Genomic DNA, 16,670 nt, shown 5'->3' with positions numbered 1-16,670 from the left:
GCGCTGAGCGTGTTTAAGACTGCTTGGAGGTCTATCTAATTGAACAAAGACATGAAAATCCTCATCGTTGATGACTTCTCGACGATGCGGCGGATCATCAAGAACCTGCTGCGCGACCTGGGCTTCACCAATACCCAGGAGGCTGATGACGGCACCACCGCGCTGCCGATGCTCGAAAGCGGCCATTTCGATTTCCTGGTGACCGACTGGAACATGCCGGGCATGTCCGGTATCGACTTGCTGCGCAAGGTGCGCGCCGATGAGCGCCTCAAGCACCTGCCAGTACTGATGGTCACCGCCGAAGCCAAGCGCGACCAGATCATCGAAGCGGCCCAGGCAGGGGTCAATGGCTACGTGGTCAAGCCTTTCACCGCTCAGGTGCTCAAAGAAAAGATCGAGAAGATCTTCGAACGCGTCAACGGCTGAGTCCGTCAAGGGGGCGCCATGGAGCCAATACATTCGTCTTTGGGGGAGTTCGAAGCGACCCTGAAGAAACACGCCCAGGAACTGGTCGAGAGCCTCGAGCGGGGACGGTTCGGCGAGGCGGTGCAGCTGATCCATCAGTTGAACCAGACCCGCGACCGCGGCCTGTACCACGAAGTCGGCAAGCTCACCCGTGAGCTGCACAGCGCCATCGTCAGCTTTCAGATCGACCCGCGCATGCCGCAGGCCGAGGAAGTGTCGCAGATCACCGATGCCACCGAGCGCCTGTCCTATGTGGTCACGCTGACCGAAGGCGCGGCCAACCGCACCATGGACCTGGTCGAGGAAAGCACGCCGGTGCTCAATGACCTGGCGGCGGAGGCCAAGGCCCTGAGTGTCGACTGGCAGCGCTTCATGCGCCGCGAAGTGGCGGCCTCGGAGTTTCGCGAGCTGGCCAAGCGCGTCGACAGTTTCCTGACGCGCAGTGAAGAGGGGAGCCGCAAGGTCGCTGGCCACCTCAACGATATCCTGCTTGCCCAGGACTATCAGGACCTGACCGGCCAGGTGATCAAGCGCGTGACCCACCTGGTCACCGAAGTGGAAAGCAATCTGCTCAAGCTGGTGCTGATGGCCAGCCAGGTCGACCGTTTTGCCGGTATCGAACATGACCACCAGCAACTGCGAGCTGAAAAAGATCAAGAAAAATATCCGACTCGGGGTGAAGGTCCGCAGATTCATGCCGATAAGCGTGAAGACGTCGTGTCCGGTCAGGACGATGTCGATGATCTGCTGTCCAGCCTGGGTTTTTAGGGAGCACGTTTAATGAGCTTCGGCGCCGATGAAGAAATCCTGCAGGATTTCCTGGTAGAAGCCGGCGAAATTCTTGAGCAACTGTCCGAGCAACTGGTCGAGCTGGAAAGCCGGCCCGATGATGCCGACCTGCTCAATGCGATCTTTCGCGGTTTTCACACTGTAAAAGGGGGCGCCGGCTTCCTTCAGCTCAATGAGCTGGTGGAGTGCTGCCACATCGCCGAGAACGTGTTCGACGTCCTGCGCAAGGGCGAGCGGCGCGTTGATGCGGAATTGATGGACGTGGTTCTCGAAGCGCTGGACGCCGTCAACGGCATGTTCGGCCAGGTACGCGAACGCAACGAGGTTACCCCGGCGACGCCCGAGTTGTTGGCCGCCCTGTCGCGCCTGGCCGAGCCTGCCGCCGCACCAGCCGAGGTTGCGCCGCAGCCGGTGGCCGAAGCGCCAGCGGCTGCGGCGGACATCACCGACACCGAGTTCGAACAACTGCTCGACTCCCTCGATGCGGTCAAGGCCGAGGCTGAGGCCGCCGAGCAGGCGCAGGCTGAAGCGGTTGGTGAGGCGGGCGGTGAGGAGATCACCGACGCCGAGTTCGAGGCGTTGCTCGACCAGTTGCACGGCAAGGGACAGTTCGCGCCGGAGGTCGCCGACAGTGGCGCCGAGGCAGCAGCACCTGCCAGCGATGAGATCACTGACGACGAGTTCGAGGCGCTGCTTGACCAGTTGCATGGTAAGGGCACCTTCGCCGCCGACGCCTTGCCAACTGCCGCCAGTGTTGCTGTGAGCGAGACGGGCACGACCGAAGCGGCTGACGACCACATCACCGAATATGAATTCGAAGCCCTGCTGGACCAGATCCACGGCAAGGGCAAGTTCTCCGAAACCACGGCTGGCTCGCTAACCACCGCTAGCGCCGTGGCTGCCAAGCCTGAAACCCAGGCCCAGGGCAAGCCGACCCCGGCGCCAGTGCCGAAGCCATCCCCGGCCGCCGCCGCCAAACCTGCCGCCGCTGCGCGCGCTGCTGCGCCAGCGGTCGACAAGCATACGATCAGTGAAGCGGAAACCACGGTGCGGGTCGATACGGCGCGCCTGGACGAGATCATGAACATGGTCGGCGAACTGGTGCTGGTGCGTAACCGCCTGGTGCGCCTGGGCTTGAACAGCGCCGACGAGGCCATGTCCAAGGCGGTCTCCAACCTGGATGTGGTCACCGCTGACCTGCAGACCGCGGTCATGAAGACCCGCATGCAACCGATCAAGAAAGTTTTCGGGCGCTTCCCACGCTTGGTTCGCGACCTGGCTCGCCAGTTGAAGAAAGAGATCAACCTGGAACTGGTCGGTGAAGAAACCGACTTGGACAAGAACCTGGTCGAGGCCCTGGCCGACCCGCTGGTGCACCTGGTGCGCAATGCCGTCGACCATGGCATCGAGATGCCGGAAGAGCGTGAAGCCGCCGGCAAGGCGCGTGGCGGCAAGGTGGTGCTTTCGGCCGAGCAGGAAGGCGATCACATCCTCCTGTCGATCTCTGACGACGGCAAGGGCATGGACCCCAACGTGCTGCGTGCCAAAGCGGTGGAGAAGGGCCTGATGGACAAGGACGCCGCTGACCGCCTGAGCGAATCGGACTGCTACAACCTGATCTTCGCGCCGGGCTTCTCGACCAAGACCGAGATTTCCGACGTGTCTGGCCGTGGTGTCGGCATGGACGTGGTCAAGACCAAGATCTCCCAGCTCAACGGCTCGATCAACATCTACTCGGCCAAGGGCCAGGGCTCGAAGATCGTCATCAAGGTGCCGCTGACCCTGGCGATCATGCCGACCTTGATGGTCATGCTTGGCAACCAGGCCTTCGCCTTCCCGCTGGTCAACGTCAACGAGATCTTCCACCTGGACCTGTCGCGCACCAACGTGGTCGACGGCCAGGAAGTGGTGATCGTGCGCGACAAGGCTCTGCCGCTGTTCTATCTCAAGCGTTGGCTGGTCAGCTCCGCCAAGCATGAGGAGCAGCGCGAAGGCCATGTGGTGATCCTCTCGGTCGGCACCCAGCGCATCGGCTTCGTGGTCGACCAACTGGTGGGCCAGGAAGAGGTGGTGATCAAGCCGCTGGGCAAGATGCTCCAGGGCACCCCGGGCATGTCTGGCGCCACCATCACCGGCGACGGCCGCATCGCGCTGATCCTCGACGTACCGAGCATGCTCAAGCGTTACGCGGCGCGGCGTATTTGATTTCGGCGGCGCAGCCTGGCGGTTGCGCCGCCTAACGGAGTGTTTATGGCAGTCAAGGTCCTGGTGGTGGATGATTCCGGTTTCTTCCGCCGCCGTGTCTCGGAAATTCTCTCGGCGGACCCGACGATCCAGGTCGTGGGTACCGCGACCAATGGCAAGGAAGCGATCGACCAGGCACTGTCGCTCAAGCCCGACGTCATCACCATGGACTATGAAATGCCCATGATGGATGGCATCACCGCCGTGCGTCATATCATGCAGCGTTGCCCGACGCCGGTCCTGATGTTCTCTTCGCTGACCCACGAAGGCGCCCGCGTCACCCTCGATGCCCTGGATGCCGGCGCGGTCGATTATCTGCCGAAGAACTTCGAAGACATTTCGCGCAACCCGGAGAAGGTCAAGCAGTTGCTGTGCGAGAAGGTGCATACCATCTCCCGCAGCAACCGCCGCTTCGGCGGCTTCGCCACGCCGCACCCGGCTTCGGTCCCAGCGCCTGCGAGCAGCCATGCCGCCAGCGTTCCTGCGCGCGCGGCGGCTCCGGCCCGTGCAGCCGCCGCGCCGTTGCACAGCGCTCCAGCGCCCAAGCGCAAGCCTTACAAGCTGGTTGCCATCGGCACCTCCACCGGTGGTCCAGTGGCCTTGCAGCGGGTGCTGACCCAGTTGCCGGCCAGCTTCCCGGCGCCGATCGTGTTGATCCAGCACATGCCGGCGGCGTTCACCAAGGCCTTCGCCGAGCGGCTCGACAAGTTGTGCAAGATTCGCGTCAAGGAAGCCGAGGACGGCGACGTGCTGCGCCCAGGTTTGGCACTGCTGGCGCCGGGTGGCAAGCAGATGATGGTCGACAGCCGTGGCACGGTGAAGATCCTGCCGGGCGATGAGCGCCTGAACTACAAACCCTGCGTGGACATTACCTTTGGCTCCGCCGCCAAGTCCTATGGCGACAAGGTGCTTTCGGTGGTGCTCACCGGCATGGGGGCCGACGGCCGTGAAGGCGCGCGTTTGCTCAAGCAGGGCGGCAGCACGGTATGGGCCCAGGACGAAGCGAGCTGCGTGATCTATGGCATGCCCATGGCCATCGTCAAGGCTAACCTCGCCGACGCGGTGTACAGCCTGGACGAGATCGGCAAGCATCTGGTCGAGGCGTGTGCCTGATGGATGTCTTGAGCCTGATCGGCATCATCCTCGCGTTCGTCGCCATCATCGGTGGCAATTTCCTTGAAGGCGGGCACCTCGGGGCATTGGTCAACGGTCCGGCAGCGCTGATCGTGCTGGGCGGCACCTTGGCGGCCTCCTTGCTGCAGTCTCCGCTGAGCGCCTTCAAGCGGGCGATGCAGATCATCAACTGGATCTTCTTTCCGCCACGTGTCGATTTGGCGGGCGGCATCGACCGGGTGGTGAACTGGAGCCTGACCGCGCGCAAGGAAGGCCTGCTCGGCCTGGAAGGCGTGGCTGACGCCGAGCCCGACCCCTATGCGCGCAAGGGCCTGCAACTGCTGGTCGACGGTGCCGAGCCCGAGGCCATCCGCAGCATTCTTGAAGTCGACTTCCTGACCCAGGAAAGCCGTGATATCCAGGCCGCCAAGGTGTTCGAGAGCATGGGCGGATACGCGCCGACCATCGGCATCATTGGTGCGGTGATGGGCCTGATTCACGTGATGGGCAACTTGGCCGACCCGGCGCAGTTGGGCGATGGCATCGCCGTGGCCTTCGTCGCCACCATTTATGGGGTGGCCAGCGCCAACCTGATCCTGCTGCCGATCGCCAGCAAGCTCAAGGCCATCGTCCTGCGCCAGTCGCGCTACCGGGAGATGCTGCTTGAGGGCCTGCTATCGATCGCCGAAGGCGAGAACCCGCGCTCGATCGAGTTGAAGCTGCAAGGCTTCATGGAGTAAGTCATGGCTCGCCGTCGTCAACCTGAGGAGCATGAAAACCACGAACGCTGGCTGGTGTCCTACGCGGACTTCATCACCCTGCTGTTCGCGTTCTTCGTGGTCATGTACTCGATTTCCTCGATCAACGAGGGCAAGTACAAGGTGATCTCCCAGGCCCTGGTCGGGGTGTTCAACGACCCCGAGCGAAGCATGAAGCCGATCCCCATCGGCGACGAGCGCCCCCTGAGCGTCAAGCCGGCCGAGCCGCTGGTCAAGGACAGCGACCAGGTCGACGCGGGTATCGGGCAGACCAGCAGCGACCCGCTCAAAACCATCAGCGAGGATATGCGCGATGCCTTCGGTGACCTGATCAAGTCTGACCAGATGACCGTGCGCGGCAACGAACTGTGGGTGGAGATCGAGCTCAATTCGACCTTGCTGTTCGGCAGTGGCGATGCCATGCCCAGTGACGTTGCCTTCGACATCATCGAGAAGGTGGCGAGGATCCTCAAGCCCTTCGCCAACCCGGTGCACGTGGAAGGCTTCACCGACAACCAGCCGATCCGCACGGCGCAGTATCCGACCAACTGGGAGCTGTCTTCGGCGCGGGCGGCGAGCATTGTCCGCCTGCTGGCCATGGATGGGGTCGACCCGGCCCGCATGGCCTCGGTCGGTTATGGCGAGTACCAGCCGGTGGCCAGCAACGATACCGCCGAAGGGCGCGCGCGCAACCGCCGGGTGGTGCTGGTGATCTCGCGCAACCTCGAAGTGCGCCGCAGCCTGACCGGGACGGGTAGCGCTCACGCCACGCCCGACGCGGCATTGAGGCGGGCTGGCACACAAACTGCACCCGCTTCGCCAGCAGCGACGGCAGGGCGCGATCCCGTCAATTCCCCGTCACCGACTTTTTAAACCGTTCCCGGCAGGGCAGGCGGCCATACCGGGAGGAAGCAACGCACGATGAGAGTCTGGGCAGTAGCCAATCAAAAAGGTGGCGTCGGCAAGACCACCACTTCCATCGCCTTGGCCGGCCTGCTGGCCGATGCGGGCAAGCGTGTGGTCGTGGTCGACCTCGACCCGCATGGGTCCATGACCAGCTACTTCGGGCACAACCCCGATACCCTGGAACACAGCTGCTACGACCTGTTCCTGCACAAGGGCGCGGTGCCCGAAGGGCTGCCGGGCCAGTTGCTGCTGCCGACCAGTGACCAGCGCATCTCGCTGTTGCCATCGAACACCGCCTTGGCGGTGCTGGAGCGCCAGTCCCCCGGCCAGAGTGGCCTGGGCCTGGTGATCGCCAAGAGTCTGGCGCAGCTGTGGCAGGATTTCGACTACGCCTTGATCGACAGCCCGCCGCTGCTCGGCGTGCTGATGGTCAACGCCCTGGCGGCCAGCCAGCAACTGGTGATCCCGGTGCAGACCGAGTACCTGGCGGTCAAGGGCCTGGAGCGCATGGTCAGCACCCTGGCGATGGTCAACCGGTCGCGCAAGCAGGCCTTGCCGTACCATATCGTGCCGACTCTGTTCGACCGCCGTACCCAGGCGTCGCTGGGGACCTTGAAGGTACTGCGCGATGCTTATCCCGAGAACATCTGGCAAGGCTACATCCCGGTCGATACACGCCTGCGTGATGCCAGCCGGGCTGGCGTCACGCCTTCGACATTCGACGGCAAGAGCCGTGGCGTGACCGCTTACCGCGCGCTGCTCAAGCAGCTGCTGACCTACCAAACCGCATTGCAGGTGGCCTGATGAGTCAACTCCGGCAGACCGCCACCCGCTCGCAACTGGCCCTGCAGTCCTATCTCGATGGCCTGTTGCAGGAAGCCACCGAGGAGCTCGAAGTGCCGCCGACCCCAGCGGTCGACGAAGCACCCGCCGATGAGTTCCAGGCCGCGGTCCTGGAGGAACAGGTGCGGGACGCGCAACGGTCCGGGCGGTGCGAGCCCCTGCCAGCGTTGGCGCCACGTCCTTTCGATGCGCCGCAGGCCCGGACGCTGCCGGACGTCTTGCCGGTAGCGGAAGTCGTGATAGCCGAGGTCGAACCGCTGGTCGAGGTCCACCTGCCGCGCTCGCCGAACGCACCCACGCCACCGGCCACGGTGGACGGTCGCCCGGCCTGGGCGGCGGAACCCTTCGAATGCCTGCTGTTCGACGTGGCCGGGTTGACCCTGGCGGTGCCGCTGGTGTGCCTCGGCTCGATCTATACCCTGGCCGGCCAGGAACTGACGCCGTTGTTCGGCCAGCCCGACTGGTTCCTTGGCATCCTGACGTGCCAGGCCGGCAACTTGAAGGTCCTGGACACCGCGCGTTGGGTCATGCCCGAGCGTTACCGTGATGACTTGCGCCAGGGCTTGCAGTACGTGATTTCGGTCCAGGGCTACGAATGGGGCCTGGCTGTGCATCAGGTCAGCCGTTCGCTGCGCCTGGACCCGAGCGAAATCAAGTGGCGCAGCCAGCGCGGCCAGCGCCCGTGGCTGGCCGGAACCGTGATCGAACACATGTGCGCCTTGCTCGATGTCGCCGAACTTGCCGAGCTGATCGCCAGCGGGGCGGCCAAGCAGATGCATGCCAACCATAAATGAATGGCCGCAATTGTCGCGGCCACACTGAGCACACCGCCGAAGGCGGGTTTTGAGGGATAGGGGAATGAAAAAGTCGTCTGCACAAGGTTCCGAAGATCCGATCCTGCAGTGGGTTACCTTCCGCCTGGACAACGAGTCCTACGGCATCAACGTCATGCAGGTGCAGGAAGTCCTGCGCTACACCGAGATCGCTCCGGTGCCGGGTGCGCCGAGCTACGTGCTGGGCATCATCAACCTGCGCGGCAACGTGGTCACGGTGATCGACACCCGTCAGCGTTTCGGCTTGATGCCCACCGAGGTCACCGACAACACCCGCATCGTCATCATCGAGGCGGACAAGCAGGTGGTCGGCATTCTGGTCGACAGCGTGGCCGAAGTGGTCTATCTGCGTCAGTCCGAGGTCGAGACCGCGCCGAATGTCGGTAACGAAGAGTCGGCCAAGTTCATCCAGGGCGTGTGCAACAAGAACGGCGAGCTGCTGATCCTGGTCGAGCTGGACAAGATGATGACCGAGGAAGAATGGTCCGAGCTGGAGAGCATCTGAGTTGATTTTCGAGGTTGCTGTCATCTTCCTGGCGCTGCTTTGGGCGCTGAGCCTGTGGTTTTTCCTCAACTACAGCAAGCGTCAGCGCGAACTGGCGGCCCAGCAGGCCCAGGGCGATGCGCTGCGCGACCAGCGCATCAAGGACTTGGCCAAGCGCCTGGACGATTACCAGAACGGCACCGTGCGCATGGGCGAGGCTTTGCACGAACTGCGTGCGGTGGTCGCGCCTCTGCCCGACAAGGTCCTGCAACTGGAGCAGCGTGACCCCAATAACCTGTCGTTCACCCAGGCGGCGCGGTTGGTGGGCATGGGCGCGAGCGTCGAGGAATTGACCCGGACCTGCGGCCTGACCCAGGCTGAGGCGGAGTTGATGAGCAAGCTGCATCGCAGCTGAGCAAGGCAAAGAAGGCTTAGGACCAATGGGGCCGCAAAGCGGCCCCAATTACAGACCCTGCGTCTTAACGGACTGGCACTAACTCGTAGGTCGCCTTCTTCATGGGCTCAGGGCCTGGCCCAGGAGTTGTAGCCGCCGACCCGGGCGATGCGGTTGAGCGGTAGCAGTTGCCTTTGCGCCTCCCGGTAGGCTTCCCCGTCTATGAATAGCCAGGAGTTGAGGTGCGGGACGCTATGCAGGTTGATGATCTGTCGCATCACCTGCAAGGCGGGCAAATGGCGATCGACCACATCCGTGAGCAGGGCCGGACCGGTCAGGCGGTTGAGGGCGGCTGTATAGCGGTAGAACCCTTCAGGATCACTTTGCCGGCTGGGCTTGCTGTCGTAGAAGCCAGGTTCGGCAAGGTAACGTGCGTGCATTTCCTCGGCTATCGCCTTCAGAGTCGGGTTGCCGGCGTGGCTGCCGATCAGGCTGCCGTTGTACAGGCAGTTCATGCCCAATTCCTCGTTGGACAAGGGGGGAAACAGCAGCAGCCCATCCTGGGTGGTCACCAGGTCCACCTGGTCCAGCGCTTCGCCGGGTAAGCCTATACCCACGCCATTGTTGGTGAAGGGGTACTCACCAGGTGCCAGCAGGGAGTCATCGACGTCCATGTACAGGCCGCCTTCGTGATCGAGCAGCGCGTAGCGCAGCACGTCCGACGCCGAGGAGAAATTACAGGCCACGCCTCCATTGCCGTCGATGGCGGCCGCGTACTGTGCATAGCTGGGGCTTTCCCTGAAGCTGACGTAGAACGCTTGCTCCTCCAGCGGCAACACAGTCACTCCTGGCGCTCTCTCGGCCAGCAGGCGCAGATTTTCCTGAAACGCCGCTGGCGTGGCATTGGAGAGATAGAGGCGCAGCGTGTACTGACTGTCTTCGAGGCGCTCGGCGTTCCTGGCGAGGTTGCTCAACAGCTCGTCGTCGAGCACTTTGTCGCCGACCCAGAGACTGAGGAACTGTTTGGGAATGGGGCGCAGGTCCTCGGCTGGCGACATGGGGATTTCGACCGGTAGGTGCAAGTCGATACCGAGGGCGCGCAGGCTGGCCATACGCATTTCATTGGTGACGGTGCGGGAGTTTATGTTCACCCCGATCAAGCTTTGGGAGTTAGGCGTTGCGATGTAGTAGCTGGGGTCGACGGCGTTTTGGTCGTGGGGCTCGATGAAGGCATCAGCCTCAAGGTCGTACATGACCTCTGTGTTGTAGCCGCCGATCGAGGACGAGAGCATGTCGGACGTGCCGTCGTAGCAGGGCTTCCTGATGACGGAGCCGGCGATGGCCGGATCGCCTCCCGGCAAGGGAGAGATCGCGTCCGGCATATGAAAGTATTCGGCGACTTCCGGCATTGGCAGGTGGGGAGGGGTGATGGGGCTCAAGGGATAGCCGATCTGGCCGTTGGCCCTGCTGGGCAAGACGAAACCGTCTTGTTTGACGCGAAACAATGCTGGCTCCTTCGACAGCCCGGCATGGACGAGAGGGGCCGCATTGAGCAATCCGAAGACTGCGGTGCCGACCCCCTCGGCCTGCGCCTGCACGTTCTTGCCGTGAATGGCCTGGTCCAGCCCTAGGCCGAACTGGGCGACTCCGCCCAAGGCGAACAGCGGTGCCAGTTCGGGCAGTACCAGCGCCAGCGGAGCCAACAGGTTGATCGCCGAGTTCAGATAGCCGCGCCACTTGGCCTTGGTCACCTCGTCGTCGCTGGTGATGATGAAGTCGGCGTCCTTGTAGCTGCGTTGCTTCTGGCGCCTGGCCAGGGTGAGGAACAGGTCTGCGGCGATTGGCGGGCTGTACTCCTTGGCCTTGTAGTTGATGTAGTCACGTGGTGGCCAGATGCCTTCGGCGGTGAAGCCGGGTCGGTTGCTGTCCAGGTGGTAGGGCTGCGGGTAGTTGCCCAGGCCGCACAAGGCCGTGTGCAGGCCGCTGTAGCTCAGCCCGTCCTCACGGTCGGCGAGAGCGAAGTGGGCTTGCAGGGCTGCGCGCGTGGGCGCGCTCTTGCACTGTTCGGCGAACCAGTCCTGCATCTGCGCTGCATCGCTGAACTCATGCAGCGGCGATGAATTGCCGGGGATATAGAGTAGGGTCAGGCCGCTGATCGAATCGCTCAGGCACAACAGGTCAGTGGCGGCATAGCCATAAACGTTGAGCATTCTGGCCTTGACCCTGGGTTTGCTGCTCTTCTTGCCGTCGGGGCGAATGATCGGTGGCGGCGTTTCCAGGCCGGCGACCTGCCAGGCAAGCCTGCGGCCGGCGTCGCTGAGGCTGCCTTCGCTGACCTGCTTGTTGCAGGCGACGATGAAGTTGATCTTCGCGGCATTGCGGTAGGTGTCCAGGCCTTCGTTCCAGTAGTTGTCCAGTGCGGCTTTGTAATGGCTGTGGAAGTCCAGTTCCCAGATGAACGACTGGAAGTCCTCGGCGGGTATCTGGACATGGGTCCTGGGGCTGTATTCGGCGGTCGTGGTCTGCCTGAACAGGCCGTTGTACACCGAATAGGCAGTGTCGTAGTGGATCAGGCCCTGGCCACGCAGCGAATCGACGACAGTCAACGGACCTTCGGGGAAGTGGCCGGCCCACGGGGCGCCGATGGTCGCGTCGATCAAGTCGTTGTTCGATTCACCTTGCCAGTTCGACAGCACTGCCTGGGTCAGGGTCATCTTCTGCGTTATCACGCCTACCCAACCCTGCTCGTGATTGAATTGGTAATGCAGGGTCACGGCATCGATCCTGTCCGGGTCCAGGTCCATGCCGCGTTCGTTGGCCCATTGGCGGATCGCGTCGGCTGCGCTCCGGTCCGGCCGAGGAAAGCTGTCGATGCTGTTGCGGACGTACTGCACGCCTTTGGCATTCACATACTGCGTGTTCATGCGAGTCACCGTTGTCGGTTGATGGGCCGGCAACGGTGACGTGGGCAGGGATGGCGTGAGTGTTATCTATTTATCCGTTGTCGCAGTGAGGGGCGCGCGAAAGGTAGGTGTCAAAGGCTGCCGGTACCGATGGCGGGCCCCAGGCGCAGTTGGCCGGGGGTGATGTTGCGTTCTTGCTCACGTTCCTCGGCAAAGCCTTCCGGTACTTTGCCACGTAGTTGCCAGGCGAAGGCGATGATCTCGGCGATGGTCAGGTACAGCGCCTCGGGAATCTGCTCGCCCAGTTCCAGGCGTGCCAGCAGGCGCACCAGTTCCGGGTTCTCGTAGATCGGCACTTCATGTTCACGGGCGATGGCGAGGATGGCTTCGGCCAGTTCGTCCTCACCTTTGGCGCTGAGGGTCGGCGCCTGTTGGCCGTCGTAGCTCAGGGCAATGGCCTGGCGGGGCTGCTTGTCGGTCATGCGGTTTCATCCACCCAGCGTTGTTCCAGACGGGTACGGGGGCCTTGCGGCGGCGTACCGGGGTGGCACTCCAGGTCACCGACATTCAGGCCACGGGCCAGCAGGCGTTCGCGCAAGGCGCCGAGCTCGCTGCCGATCAGTTGCGCGGTGGCCGGTACTTCGGCCCACATCTCGCCGGACAGCTTGCCCTGGACCAGTTGCGCCTGAACCTGCAAGGGGCCCAACGGATGCAAGTCGAACGCCAGTTCGATGCGCCAGAGCTGTTCCAGTGGGTCACGTTGCCCACGCTGTGGGTCGTTTTGCTGTTCAGGTGTTTCCTCGCGCTGCAGCTTGACCTGCAGGGGCACGAAGTCCTGGCCGCTGCGTACGGGGATCTCCAGTTGCCAGGTGGTCTGTTGGTTGCCGCTCTCGGTGGTGCCGGTCTGCTGCAGGCTGGCCAACTGATGGCTCTGCAGGCGTGAGATGGCGGCGGCGGCCAGGCGCAGCAATTGCTGCAGGTCACCTTCTTTTTCCAGGCTCGGCAGCATCCGAGAGGGCAGGGGGAAGCTACCCGGCTGGGGGCGTGGGCTGACCTGCCCGAGCATGCCCAGGGCATTGCGCGCCATCCCGGGGAACACCTGGGCCAGGGTGCTGGCTGCGGCAGCTGGGTTGAAACCGGGGTTGCCTGGCAGTCCCGGCAGCAACTGGGCCACCAGCCTGACCATCTGTGCCTTCAGGTCCGTCATCATGCTGCCGGGCAGGCCGGCCAATAGCTTGCCTTCAAGAAACGCGCCGCTGTTGTTCAGGGCTTGGGCCACGCCCTTGGCGTCGCTGAGCTGGCGTAGGTCCGGCAGGTTCGCCAGCAGACGCTCAGCGGTGGCGCGCACTTCGCCGTTGGCGCCGCTGTCGGCGCGTAGTTGCTGCAAGGCAGCGAGCAGGCCGGGTAGCGAGGCCTGCCGGTTCTGTTGGGCAAGCAACTGCTGGGCGATGACCAATTGGTCCTGGCGACCGCTCAGAGGGACGAAGCGCAGTGACTGGTCACCCTGCACCAAAGCGCTGAGCAGGCTGCCCACCGGCAGTGGGCGGGGGCCGTCGATGGTCAGGGTTGCGCCGGCCTGGGCACTGTTGAGCAGGCTGACCAGCGAACGGAAAACGGCGGCCGCACCCGCGGCCTGGGGCAGCGCCTGGCTGGTCAGGACCTTGCCTTGCAGCAGGGTACCGACTGGGAATTGGCGAGTGTCGAGGTGGGTGAGGTTGGCGGCGGCCTGCTGCAAGGTAACGAGCAGGCTGTTGTTGGTGGCCTGGCTGACGTTGAGCAGGCTGCCTTGGGGCAGTGGCTGACTGCCGCTGGCCTGCAACTGGGCCAGGTTGCCGTTGGCCAGGGTCAGGCGCAACAGCATCTGAAAGTCCTGGCCGACCTGGCGCAACGACATGACCTCGGCCCGGGCGGTCTCGCCGGGGGCCAACAGGCCGGGCTGTGGCTGCAACAGGCGCAGCAGATCACCGGTCCTGGCCGCCTTGGCTGCCTGTGGGCTGACCGCAGTTTGGGCAGCAAGACTATTGATTTCCGTCATGATTGTATACAACCTGTCAAACCAGCCCTCTTGGCAGCAGGACATCGCATGTATAATGCCGGCCGTTCGTTCGGCCGCCCGCCCTGCGCAGTCCGCCAATGCCAGTATAACGGCAGGGCAGAAGCCGACTTGAGACAGGTACAGCATAAGGCGAAACCGTGACCCTTCATCTCCAAGCCGCAGGCCTGGCCTGCGAGCGCGACTGGCGCATGCTCTTCGAGCATCTGGACCTGCAATTGCGCCCTGGCGACATGCTGCAGGTCAGTGGCCCCAACGGCAGCGGCAAGACCAGCTTGTTGCGGCTGTTGGCCGGCCTGATGCAGCCCACCGCCGGGCAGATCCTGCTCAATGGCCAGCCCTTGGCGCAGATGCGTCACGAGTTGGCCAAGGTGCTGTTGTGGATTGGTCATGCCGCCGGGATCAAGGACTTGCTCAGCGCCGAAGAGAACCTGTCCTGGCTCTGCGCCCTGCACCAGCCGGCCAGCCGCGAAGCGATATGGCGAGCCCTGGAGGCGGTCGGCCTGCGCGGTTTCGAGGATGTGGCCTGCCACACACTGTCGGCTGGCCAGCAGCGCCGCGTGGCCCTGGCACGCCTGTACCTGGACAGCCCGTTGCTGTGGATTCTCGACGAGCCCTTCACCGCCTTGGACAAGCAGGGCGTGGCCCAGCTCGAAGCGCACCTGGCCGCGCATTGCGAGCAGGGCGGCATGGTCGTGCTGACCACTCACCACAACCTTGAGCGCAAGCCGGGTGGTTACCGTGAACTCAACCTGGGGCAGTGGGCCGCATGAGCGTATTTGTCCTGTTGTTGCGTCGCGAAGCCCGCTTGTTGTGCCGCCGTCCGGCCGAGTTGGCCAACCCGCTGGTGTTCTTCGCCATCGTCATCGCTTTGTTTCCGTTGGCGGTCGGTCCCGAGACGCAATTGTTGCAAACCTTGTCTCCTGGATTGGTCTGGGTCGCGGCTTTGCTCTCCGTATTACTCTCGCTAGACGGCCTGTTTCGCAGCGATTTCGAGGATGGTTCGCTGGAGCAATGGGTGCTGTCATCCCACCCGCTGCCCATGCTGGTGCTGGCCAAAGTGCTGGCCCACTGGACTTTTTCCGGGCTGGCACTGGTATTGTTGGCACCGCTGCTGGCGCTGATGCTGGGATTGCCCACGGCCTGCCTGCCGGTGCTGCTGGCCTCGTTGCTGCTCGGCACGCCGATCCTTAGCCTGCTGGGAGCGGTGGGCGCAGCGCTGACGGTCGGCCTCAAGCGCGGCGGGCTGCTGTTGGCGCTGCTGATTTTGCCGTTATATATCCCGGTATTGATCCTGGGCAGTGGCGCGTTGCAAGCGGCATTGCAAGCTATGCCGGCGACCGGTTATCTGCTTTGGCTCGGCAGCCTGACTGCCCTGGCTGTAACTCTGGCACCCTTTGCAATAGCGGCCGGCCTGAAGATCAGCGTCGGCGAATAATGAGGTCTGGGCCAAGCCCAGCAAAGACCCTGGATGTACCGTGATGAAGAACAGCGCAATAAGCTGGACGTGGTTTCACAAGCTGGGTTCACCGAAGTGGTTCTATGCCATCAGCGGCCGTATGCTGCCGTGGCTGGCCGTCTCTGCCATAGCCCTGCTGTTGGTTGGCGTAGCCTGGGGTCTGGCCTTCGCCCCGCAGGACTACCAGCAAGGCAACAGCTTCCGAATCATCTATATCCACGTGCCTGCGGCGATGCTGGCACAGTCCTGCTATGTGCTGTTGGCGGTGGCTGGCGTCGTGGGGCTGGTGTGGAAGATGAAGATCGCCGACGTCGCCCTGCAGTGCGCCGCGCCCATCGGCGCATGGATGACCGCCGTGGCACTAGTCACCGGGGCTATCTGGGGCAAGCCGACCTGGGGCAGTTGGTGGGTCTGGGATGCCCGACTGACGTCGATGCTTATCCTCCTTTTCCTGTACTTCGGCATCATTGCCCTGGGCCAGGCGATCAGCAACCGTGACAGCGCGGCCAAGGCCTGCGCGGTGCTGGCCATCGTCGGGGTGGTGAACATCCCGATCATCAAGTACTCGGTGGAGTGGTGGAACACCCTGCACCAAGGCGCCACTTTCACCTTGACCGAAAAGCCGGCGATGCCCGCCGAGATGTGGCTGCCGCTGCTGTTGACGGTGCTGGGGTTCTACTGCTTTTTCGGCGCCGTGCTGTTGCTGCGTATGCGTCTTGAAGTGCTCAAACGCGAAGCGCGCGCCAGTTGGGTCAGGGAGGAAGTGTTGAACAGCCTGGGTCAGGAGAGGGCTCGATGAGTTTTGCTTCCTTCAGTGATTTCCTCGCCATGGGCCACCACGGCCTGTACGTATGGTCGGCCTACGGTATCTGCCTGGCGGTGCTGGCGCTGAACGTCGCCTCGCCACTGCTGGCCCGCCGCCGCTACCTGCAAGAAGAGGCGCGTCGTCTGCGCCGGGAGAGTCGCCAGTGAATCCGCAGCGCAAGAAACGCCTGTTCCTCATCCTCGGCCTGTTGGCCGGTGTCGGCGTCGCCGTGGCCTTGGCCCTGAGCGCCCTGCAGCAGAACATCAACTTGTTCTACACCCCGACCCAGATCGCCAGCGGCGAAGCGCCGCTGGACACCCGCATCCGCGCCGGGGGCATGGTCGAGAAAGGCTCGCTGCAACGTTCTAGCGACTCGCTGGACGTGCGCTTCGTGGTTACCGACTTCAACAAGTCGGTGCCGATCACCTACCGCGGCATCCTCCCGGACCTATTCCGCGAAGGGCAGGGCATCGTCGCCCTGGGCAAGCTCAATGCCGATGGCGTGGTGGTGGCCGATGAAGTGCTGGCCAAGCACGACGAGAAGTACATGCCGCCGGAGGTCACCAAGGCCCTCAAAGAAAGTGGCCAGGCGGCCACCGCGACGGAGGCTAGGCCATGAAC

The 16,670-nt window shown here is 63.4% G+C and carries 18 protein-coding genes; 15 read left to right on the top strand and 3 right to left on the bottom strand.

The genetic code is table 11. The features are described 5' to 3' along the window. The first annotated feature begins 51 nt into the window (after nt 1-51). The 10 genes from ACYU03_RS17910 to ACYU03_RS17865 all read left to right on the top strand — a co-directional run bounded on the left by ACYU03_RS17910 (nt 52) and on the right by ACYU03_RS17865 (nt 8,850). The gene (locus ACYU03_RS17910) at nt 52-426 is read left to right on the top strand and encodes a chemotaxis response regulator CheY (RefSeq protein WP_191622497.1); all 375 of its coding nucleotides are present in this window, start codon (nt 52-54) and stop codon (nt 424-426) included. Between the two features lie 18 nt (nt 427-444). Next, nucleotides 445-1,233, top strand: a complete 789-nt coding sequence (locus ACYU03_RS17905; RefSeq protein WP_461885974.1) for a protein phosphatase CheZ — start codon at nt 445-447, stop codon at nt 1,231-1,233. A 12-nt stretch (nt 1,234-1,245) separates the two neighbouring features. Next, the gene (locus tag ACYU03_RS17900; RefSeq protein ID WP_461885973.1) at nt 1,246-3,459 is read left to right on the top strand and encodes a chemotaxis protein CheA; all 2,214 of its coding nucleotides are present in this window, start codon (nt 1,246-1,248) and stop codon (nt 3,457-3,459) included. 45 nt (nt 3,460-3,504) lie between these two features. Continuing rightward, nucleotides 3,505-4,611 (top strand): protein-glutamate methylesterase/protein-glutamine glutaminase, encoded by a 1,107-nt coding sequence (locus tag ACYU03_RS17895; protein WP_461885972.1) that lies wholly within the window; start codon nt 3,505-3,507, stop codon nt 4,609-4,611. Next, nucleotides 4,611-5,351 (top strand): flagellar motor protein, encoded by a 741-nt coding sequence (locus ACYU03_RS17890; RefSeq protein WP_461885971.1) that lies wholly within the window; start codon nt 4,611-4,613, stop codon nt 5,349-5,351. The genes ACYU03_RS17895 and ACYU03_RS17890 overlap by 1 nt, the downstream gene beginning before the upstream one ends. Before the next feature lie 3 nt (nt 5,352-5,354). Next, entirely contained in the window at nt 5,355-6,242 is an 888-nt protein-coding gene (gene motD / locus ACYU03_RS17885; RefSeq protein WP_461885970.1) for a flagellar motor protein MotD, read from the top strand. 48 nt (nt 6,243-6,290) lie between these two features. Next, entirely contained in the window at nt 6,291-7,079 is a 789-nt protein-coding gene (locus tag ACYU03_RS17880) for a ParA family protein (RefSeq protein WP_461885969.1), read from the top strand. Continuing rightward, the gene (locus ACYU03_RS17875; protein ID WP_461885968.1) at nt 7,079-7,912 is read left to right on the top strand and encodes a CheW domain-containing protein; all 834 of its coding nucleotides are present in this window, start codon (nt 7,079-7,081) and stop codon (nt 7,910-7,912) included. Before ACYU03_RS17880 ends, ACYU03_RS17875 begins: the two co-directional genes overlap by 1 nt. A 64-nt stretch (nt 7,913-7,976) precedes the next feature. Then, complete coding sequence (locus ACYU03_RS17870; protein WP_461885967.1) at nt 7,977-8,456, top strand: chemotaxis protein CheW; 480 nt, start codon at nt 7,977-7,979, stop codon at nt 8,454-8,456. 1 nt (nt 8,457) lies between these two features. Next, on the top strand, nt 8,458-8,850 hold the full coding sequence (locus tag ACYU03_RS17865) for a DUF2802 domain-containing protein (RefSeq protein WP_461885966.1): 393 nt from the start codon (nt 8,458-8,460) through the stop codon (nt 8,848-8,850). Between the two features lie 107 nt (nt 8,851-8,957). Here ACYU03_RS17865 and ACYU03_RS17860 read toward each other — a convergent pair whose 3' ends face one another. The 3 genes from ACYU03_RS17860 to fliK all read right to left on the bottom strand — a co-directional run bounded on the left by ACYU03_RS17860 (nt 8,958) and on the right by fliK (nt 13,767). Continuing rightward, nucleotides 8,958-11,753, bottom strand: a complete 2,796-nt coding sequence (locus ACYU03_RS17860) for a dermonecrotic toxin domain-containing protein (RefSeq protein ID WP_461885965.1) — start codon at nt 11,751-11,753, stop codon at nt 8,958-8,960. 110 nt (nt 11,754-11,863) lie between these two features. Continuing rightward, nucleotides 11,864-12,214 carry an EscU/YscU/HrcU family type III secretion system export apparatus switch protein gene (locus ACYU03_RS17855; protein WP_461885964.1) on the bottom strand — a complete coding sequence of 117 codons (351 nt, stop codon included), beginning with the start codon at nt 12,212-12,214 and terminating at the stop codon, nt 11,864-11,866. Next, entirely contained in the window at nt 12,211-13,767 is a 1,557-nt protein-coding gene (gene fliK / locus ACYU03_RS17850; protein WP_461885963.1) for a flagellar hook-length control protein FliK, read from the bottom strand. Before fliK ends, ACYU03_RS17855 begins: the two co-directional genes overlap by 4 nt. A 158-nt stretch (nt 13,768-13,925) precedes the next feature. Here fliK and ccmA point away from each other — a divergent pair, with 158 nt between their 5' ends. Genes ccmA through ccmE form a run of 5 tightly spaced genes read left to right on the top strand, consistent with a single transcriptional unit; the run spans nt 13,926 to nt 16,668 of the window. Further along, complete coding sequence (gene ccmA, locus ACYU03_RS17845) at nt 13,926-14,558, top strand: cytochrome c biogenesis heme-transporting ATPase CcmA (RefSeq protein WP_461885962.1); 633 nt, start codon at nt 13,926-13,928, stop codon at nt 14,556-14,558. Continuing rightward, nucleotides 14,555-15,223, top strand: coding sequence for a heme exporter protein CcmB (ccmB, locus tag ACYU03_RS17840; RefSeq protein ID WP_461885961.1), 669 nt, complete (start codon nt 14,555-14,557; stop codon nt 15,221-15,223). Before ccmA ends, ccmB begins: the two co-directional genes overlap by 4 nt. Before the next feature lie 43 nt (nt 15,224-15,266). Continuing rightward, nucleotides 15,267-16,043, top strand: a complete 777-nt coding sequence (locus ACYU03_RS17835) for a heme ABC transporter permease (RefSeq protein WP_461885960.1) — start codon at nt 15,267-15,269, stop codon at nt 16,041-16,043. Beyond that, on the top strand, nt 16,040-16,216 hold the full coding sequence (gene ccmD, locus ACYU03_RS17830; RefSeq protein WP_461885959.1) for a heme exporter protein CcmD: 177 nt from the start codon (nt 16,040-16,042) through the stop codon (nt 16,214-16,216). Before ACYU03_RS17835 ends, ccmD begins: the two co-directional genes overlap by 4 nt. Then, entirely contained in the window at nt 16,213-16,668 is a 456-nt protein-coding gene (ccmE, locus tag ACYU03_RS17825; protein ID WP_461885958.1) for a cytochrome c maturation protein CcmE, read from the top strand. The genes ccmD and ccmE overlap by 4 nt, the downstream gene beginning before the upstream one ends. Nucleotides 16,669-16,670 lie beyond the last annotated feature (2 nt).

Source organism: Pseudomonas sp. X10 (assembly GCF_054889225.1).
The sequence above is the reverse complement of the archived record's forward strand: the minus strand, read 5'-3'. Positions and strand labels throughout refer to the sequence as shown.

What these genes read in the sequence shown, in the direction of transcription:
- ACYU03_RS17910 (WP_191622497.1), top strand. Translation starts at nt 52, where the DNA reads ATGAAAATCCTCATCGTTGATGACTTCTCGACGATGCGGCGGATCATC.
- ACYU03_RS17905 (WP_461885974.1), top strand. Translation starts at nt 445, where the DNA reads ATGGAGCCAATACATTCGTCTTTGGGGGAGTTCGAAGCGACCCTGAAG.
- ACYU03_RS17900 (WP_461885973.1), top strand. Translation starts at nt 1,246, where the DNA reads ATGAGCTTCGGCGCCGATGAAGAAATCCTGCAGGATTTCCTGGTAGAA.
- ACYU03_RS17895 (WP_461885972.1), top strand. Translation starts at nt 3,505, where the DNA reads ATGGCAGTCAAGGTCCTGGTGGTGGATGATTCCGGTTTCTTCCGCCGC.
- ACYU03_RS17890 (WP_461885971.1), top strand. Translation starts at nt 4,611, where the DNA reads ATGGATGTCTTGAGCCTGATCGGCATCATCCTCGCGTTCGTCGCCATC.
- motD (WP_461885970.1), top strand. Translation starts at nt 5,355, where the DNA reads ATGGCTCGCCGTCGTCAACCTGAGGAGCATGAAAACCACGAACGCTGG.
- ACYU03_RS17880 (WP_461885969.1), top strand. Translation starts at nt 6,291, where the DNA reads ATGAGAGTCTGGGCAGTAGCCAATCAAAAAGGTGGCGTCGGCAAGACC.
- ACYU03_RS17875 (WP_461885968.1), top strand. Translation starts at nt 7,079, where the DNA reads ATGAGTCAACTCCGGCAGACCGCCACCCGCTCGCAACTGGCCCTGCAG.
- ACYU03_RS17870 (WP_461885967.1), top strand. Translation starts at nt 7,977, where the DNA reads ATGAAAAAGTCGTCTGCACAAGGTTCCGAAGATCCGATCCTGCAGTGG.
- ACYU03_RS17860 (WP_461885965.1), bottom strand. Translation starts at nt 11,753, where the DNA reads ATGAACACGCAGTATGTGAATGCCAAAGGCGTGCAGTACGTCCGCAAC.
- ACYU03_RS17855 (WP_461885964.1), bottom strand. Translation starts at nt 12,214, where the DNA reads ATGACCGACAAGCAGCCCCGCCAGGCCATTGCCCTGAGCTACGACGGC.
- fliK (WP_461885963.1), bottom strand. Translation starts at nt 13,767, where the DNA reads ATGACGGAAATCAATAGTCTTGCTGCCCAAACTGCGGTCAGCCCACAG.
- ccmB (WP_461885961.1), top strand. Translation starts at nt 14,555, where the DNA reads ATGAGCGTATTTGTCCTGTTGTTGCGTCGCGAAGCCCGCTTGTTGTGC.
- ACYU03_RS17835 (WP_461885960.1), top strand. Translation starts at nt 15,267, where the DNA reads ATGAAGAACAGCGCAATAAGCTGGACGTGGTTTCACAAGCTGGGTTCA.
- ccmD (WP_461885959.1), top strand. Translation starts at nt 16,040, where the DNA reads ATGAGTTTTGCTTCCTTCAGTGATTTCCTCGCCATGGGCCACCACGGC.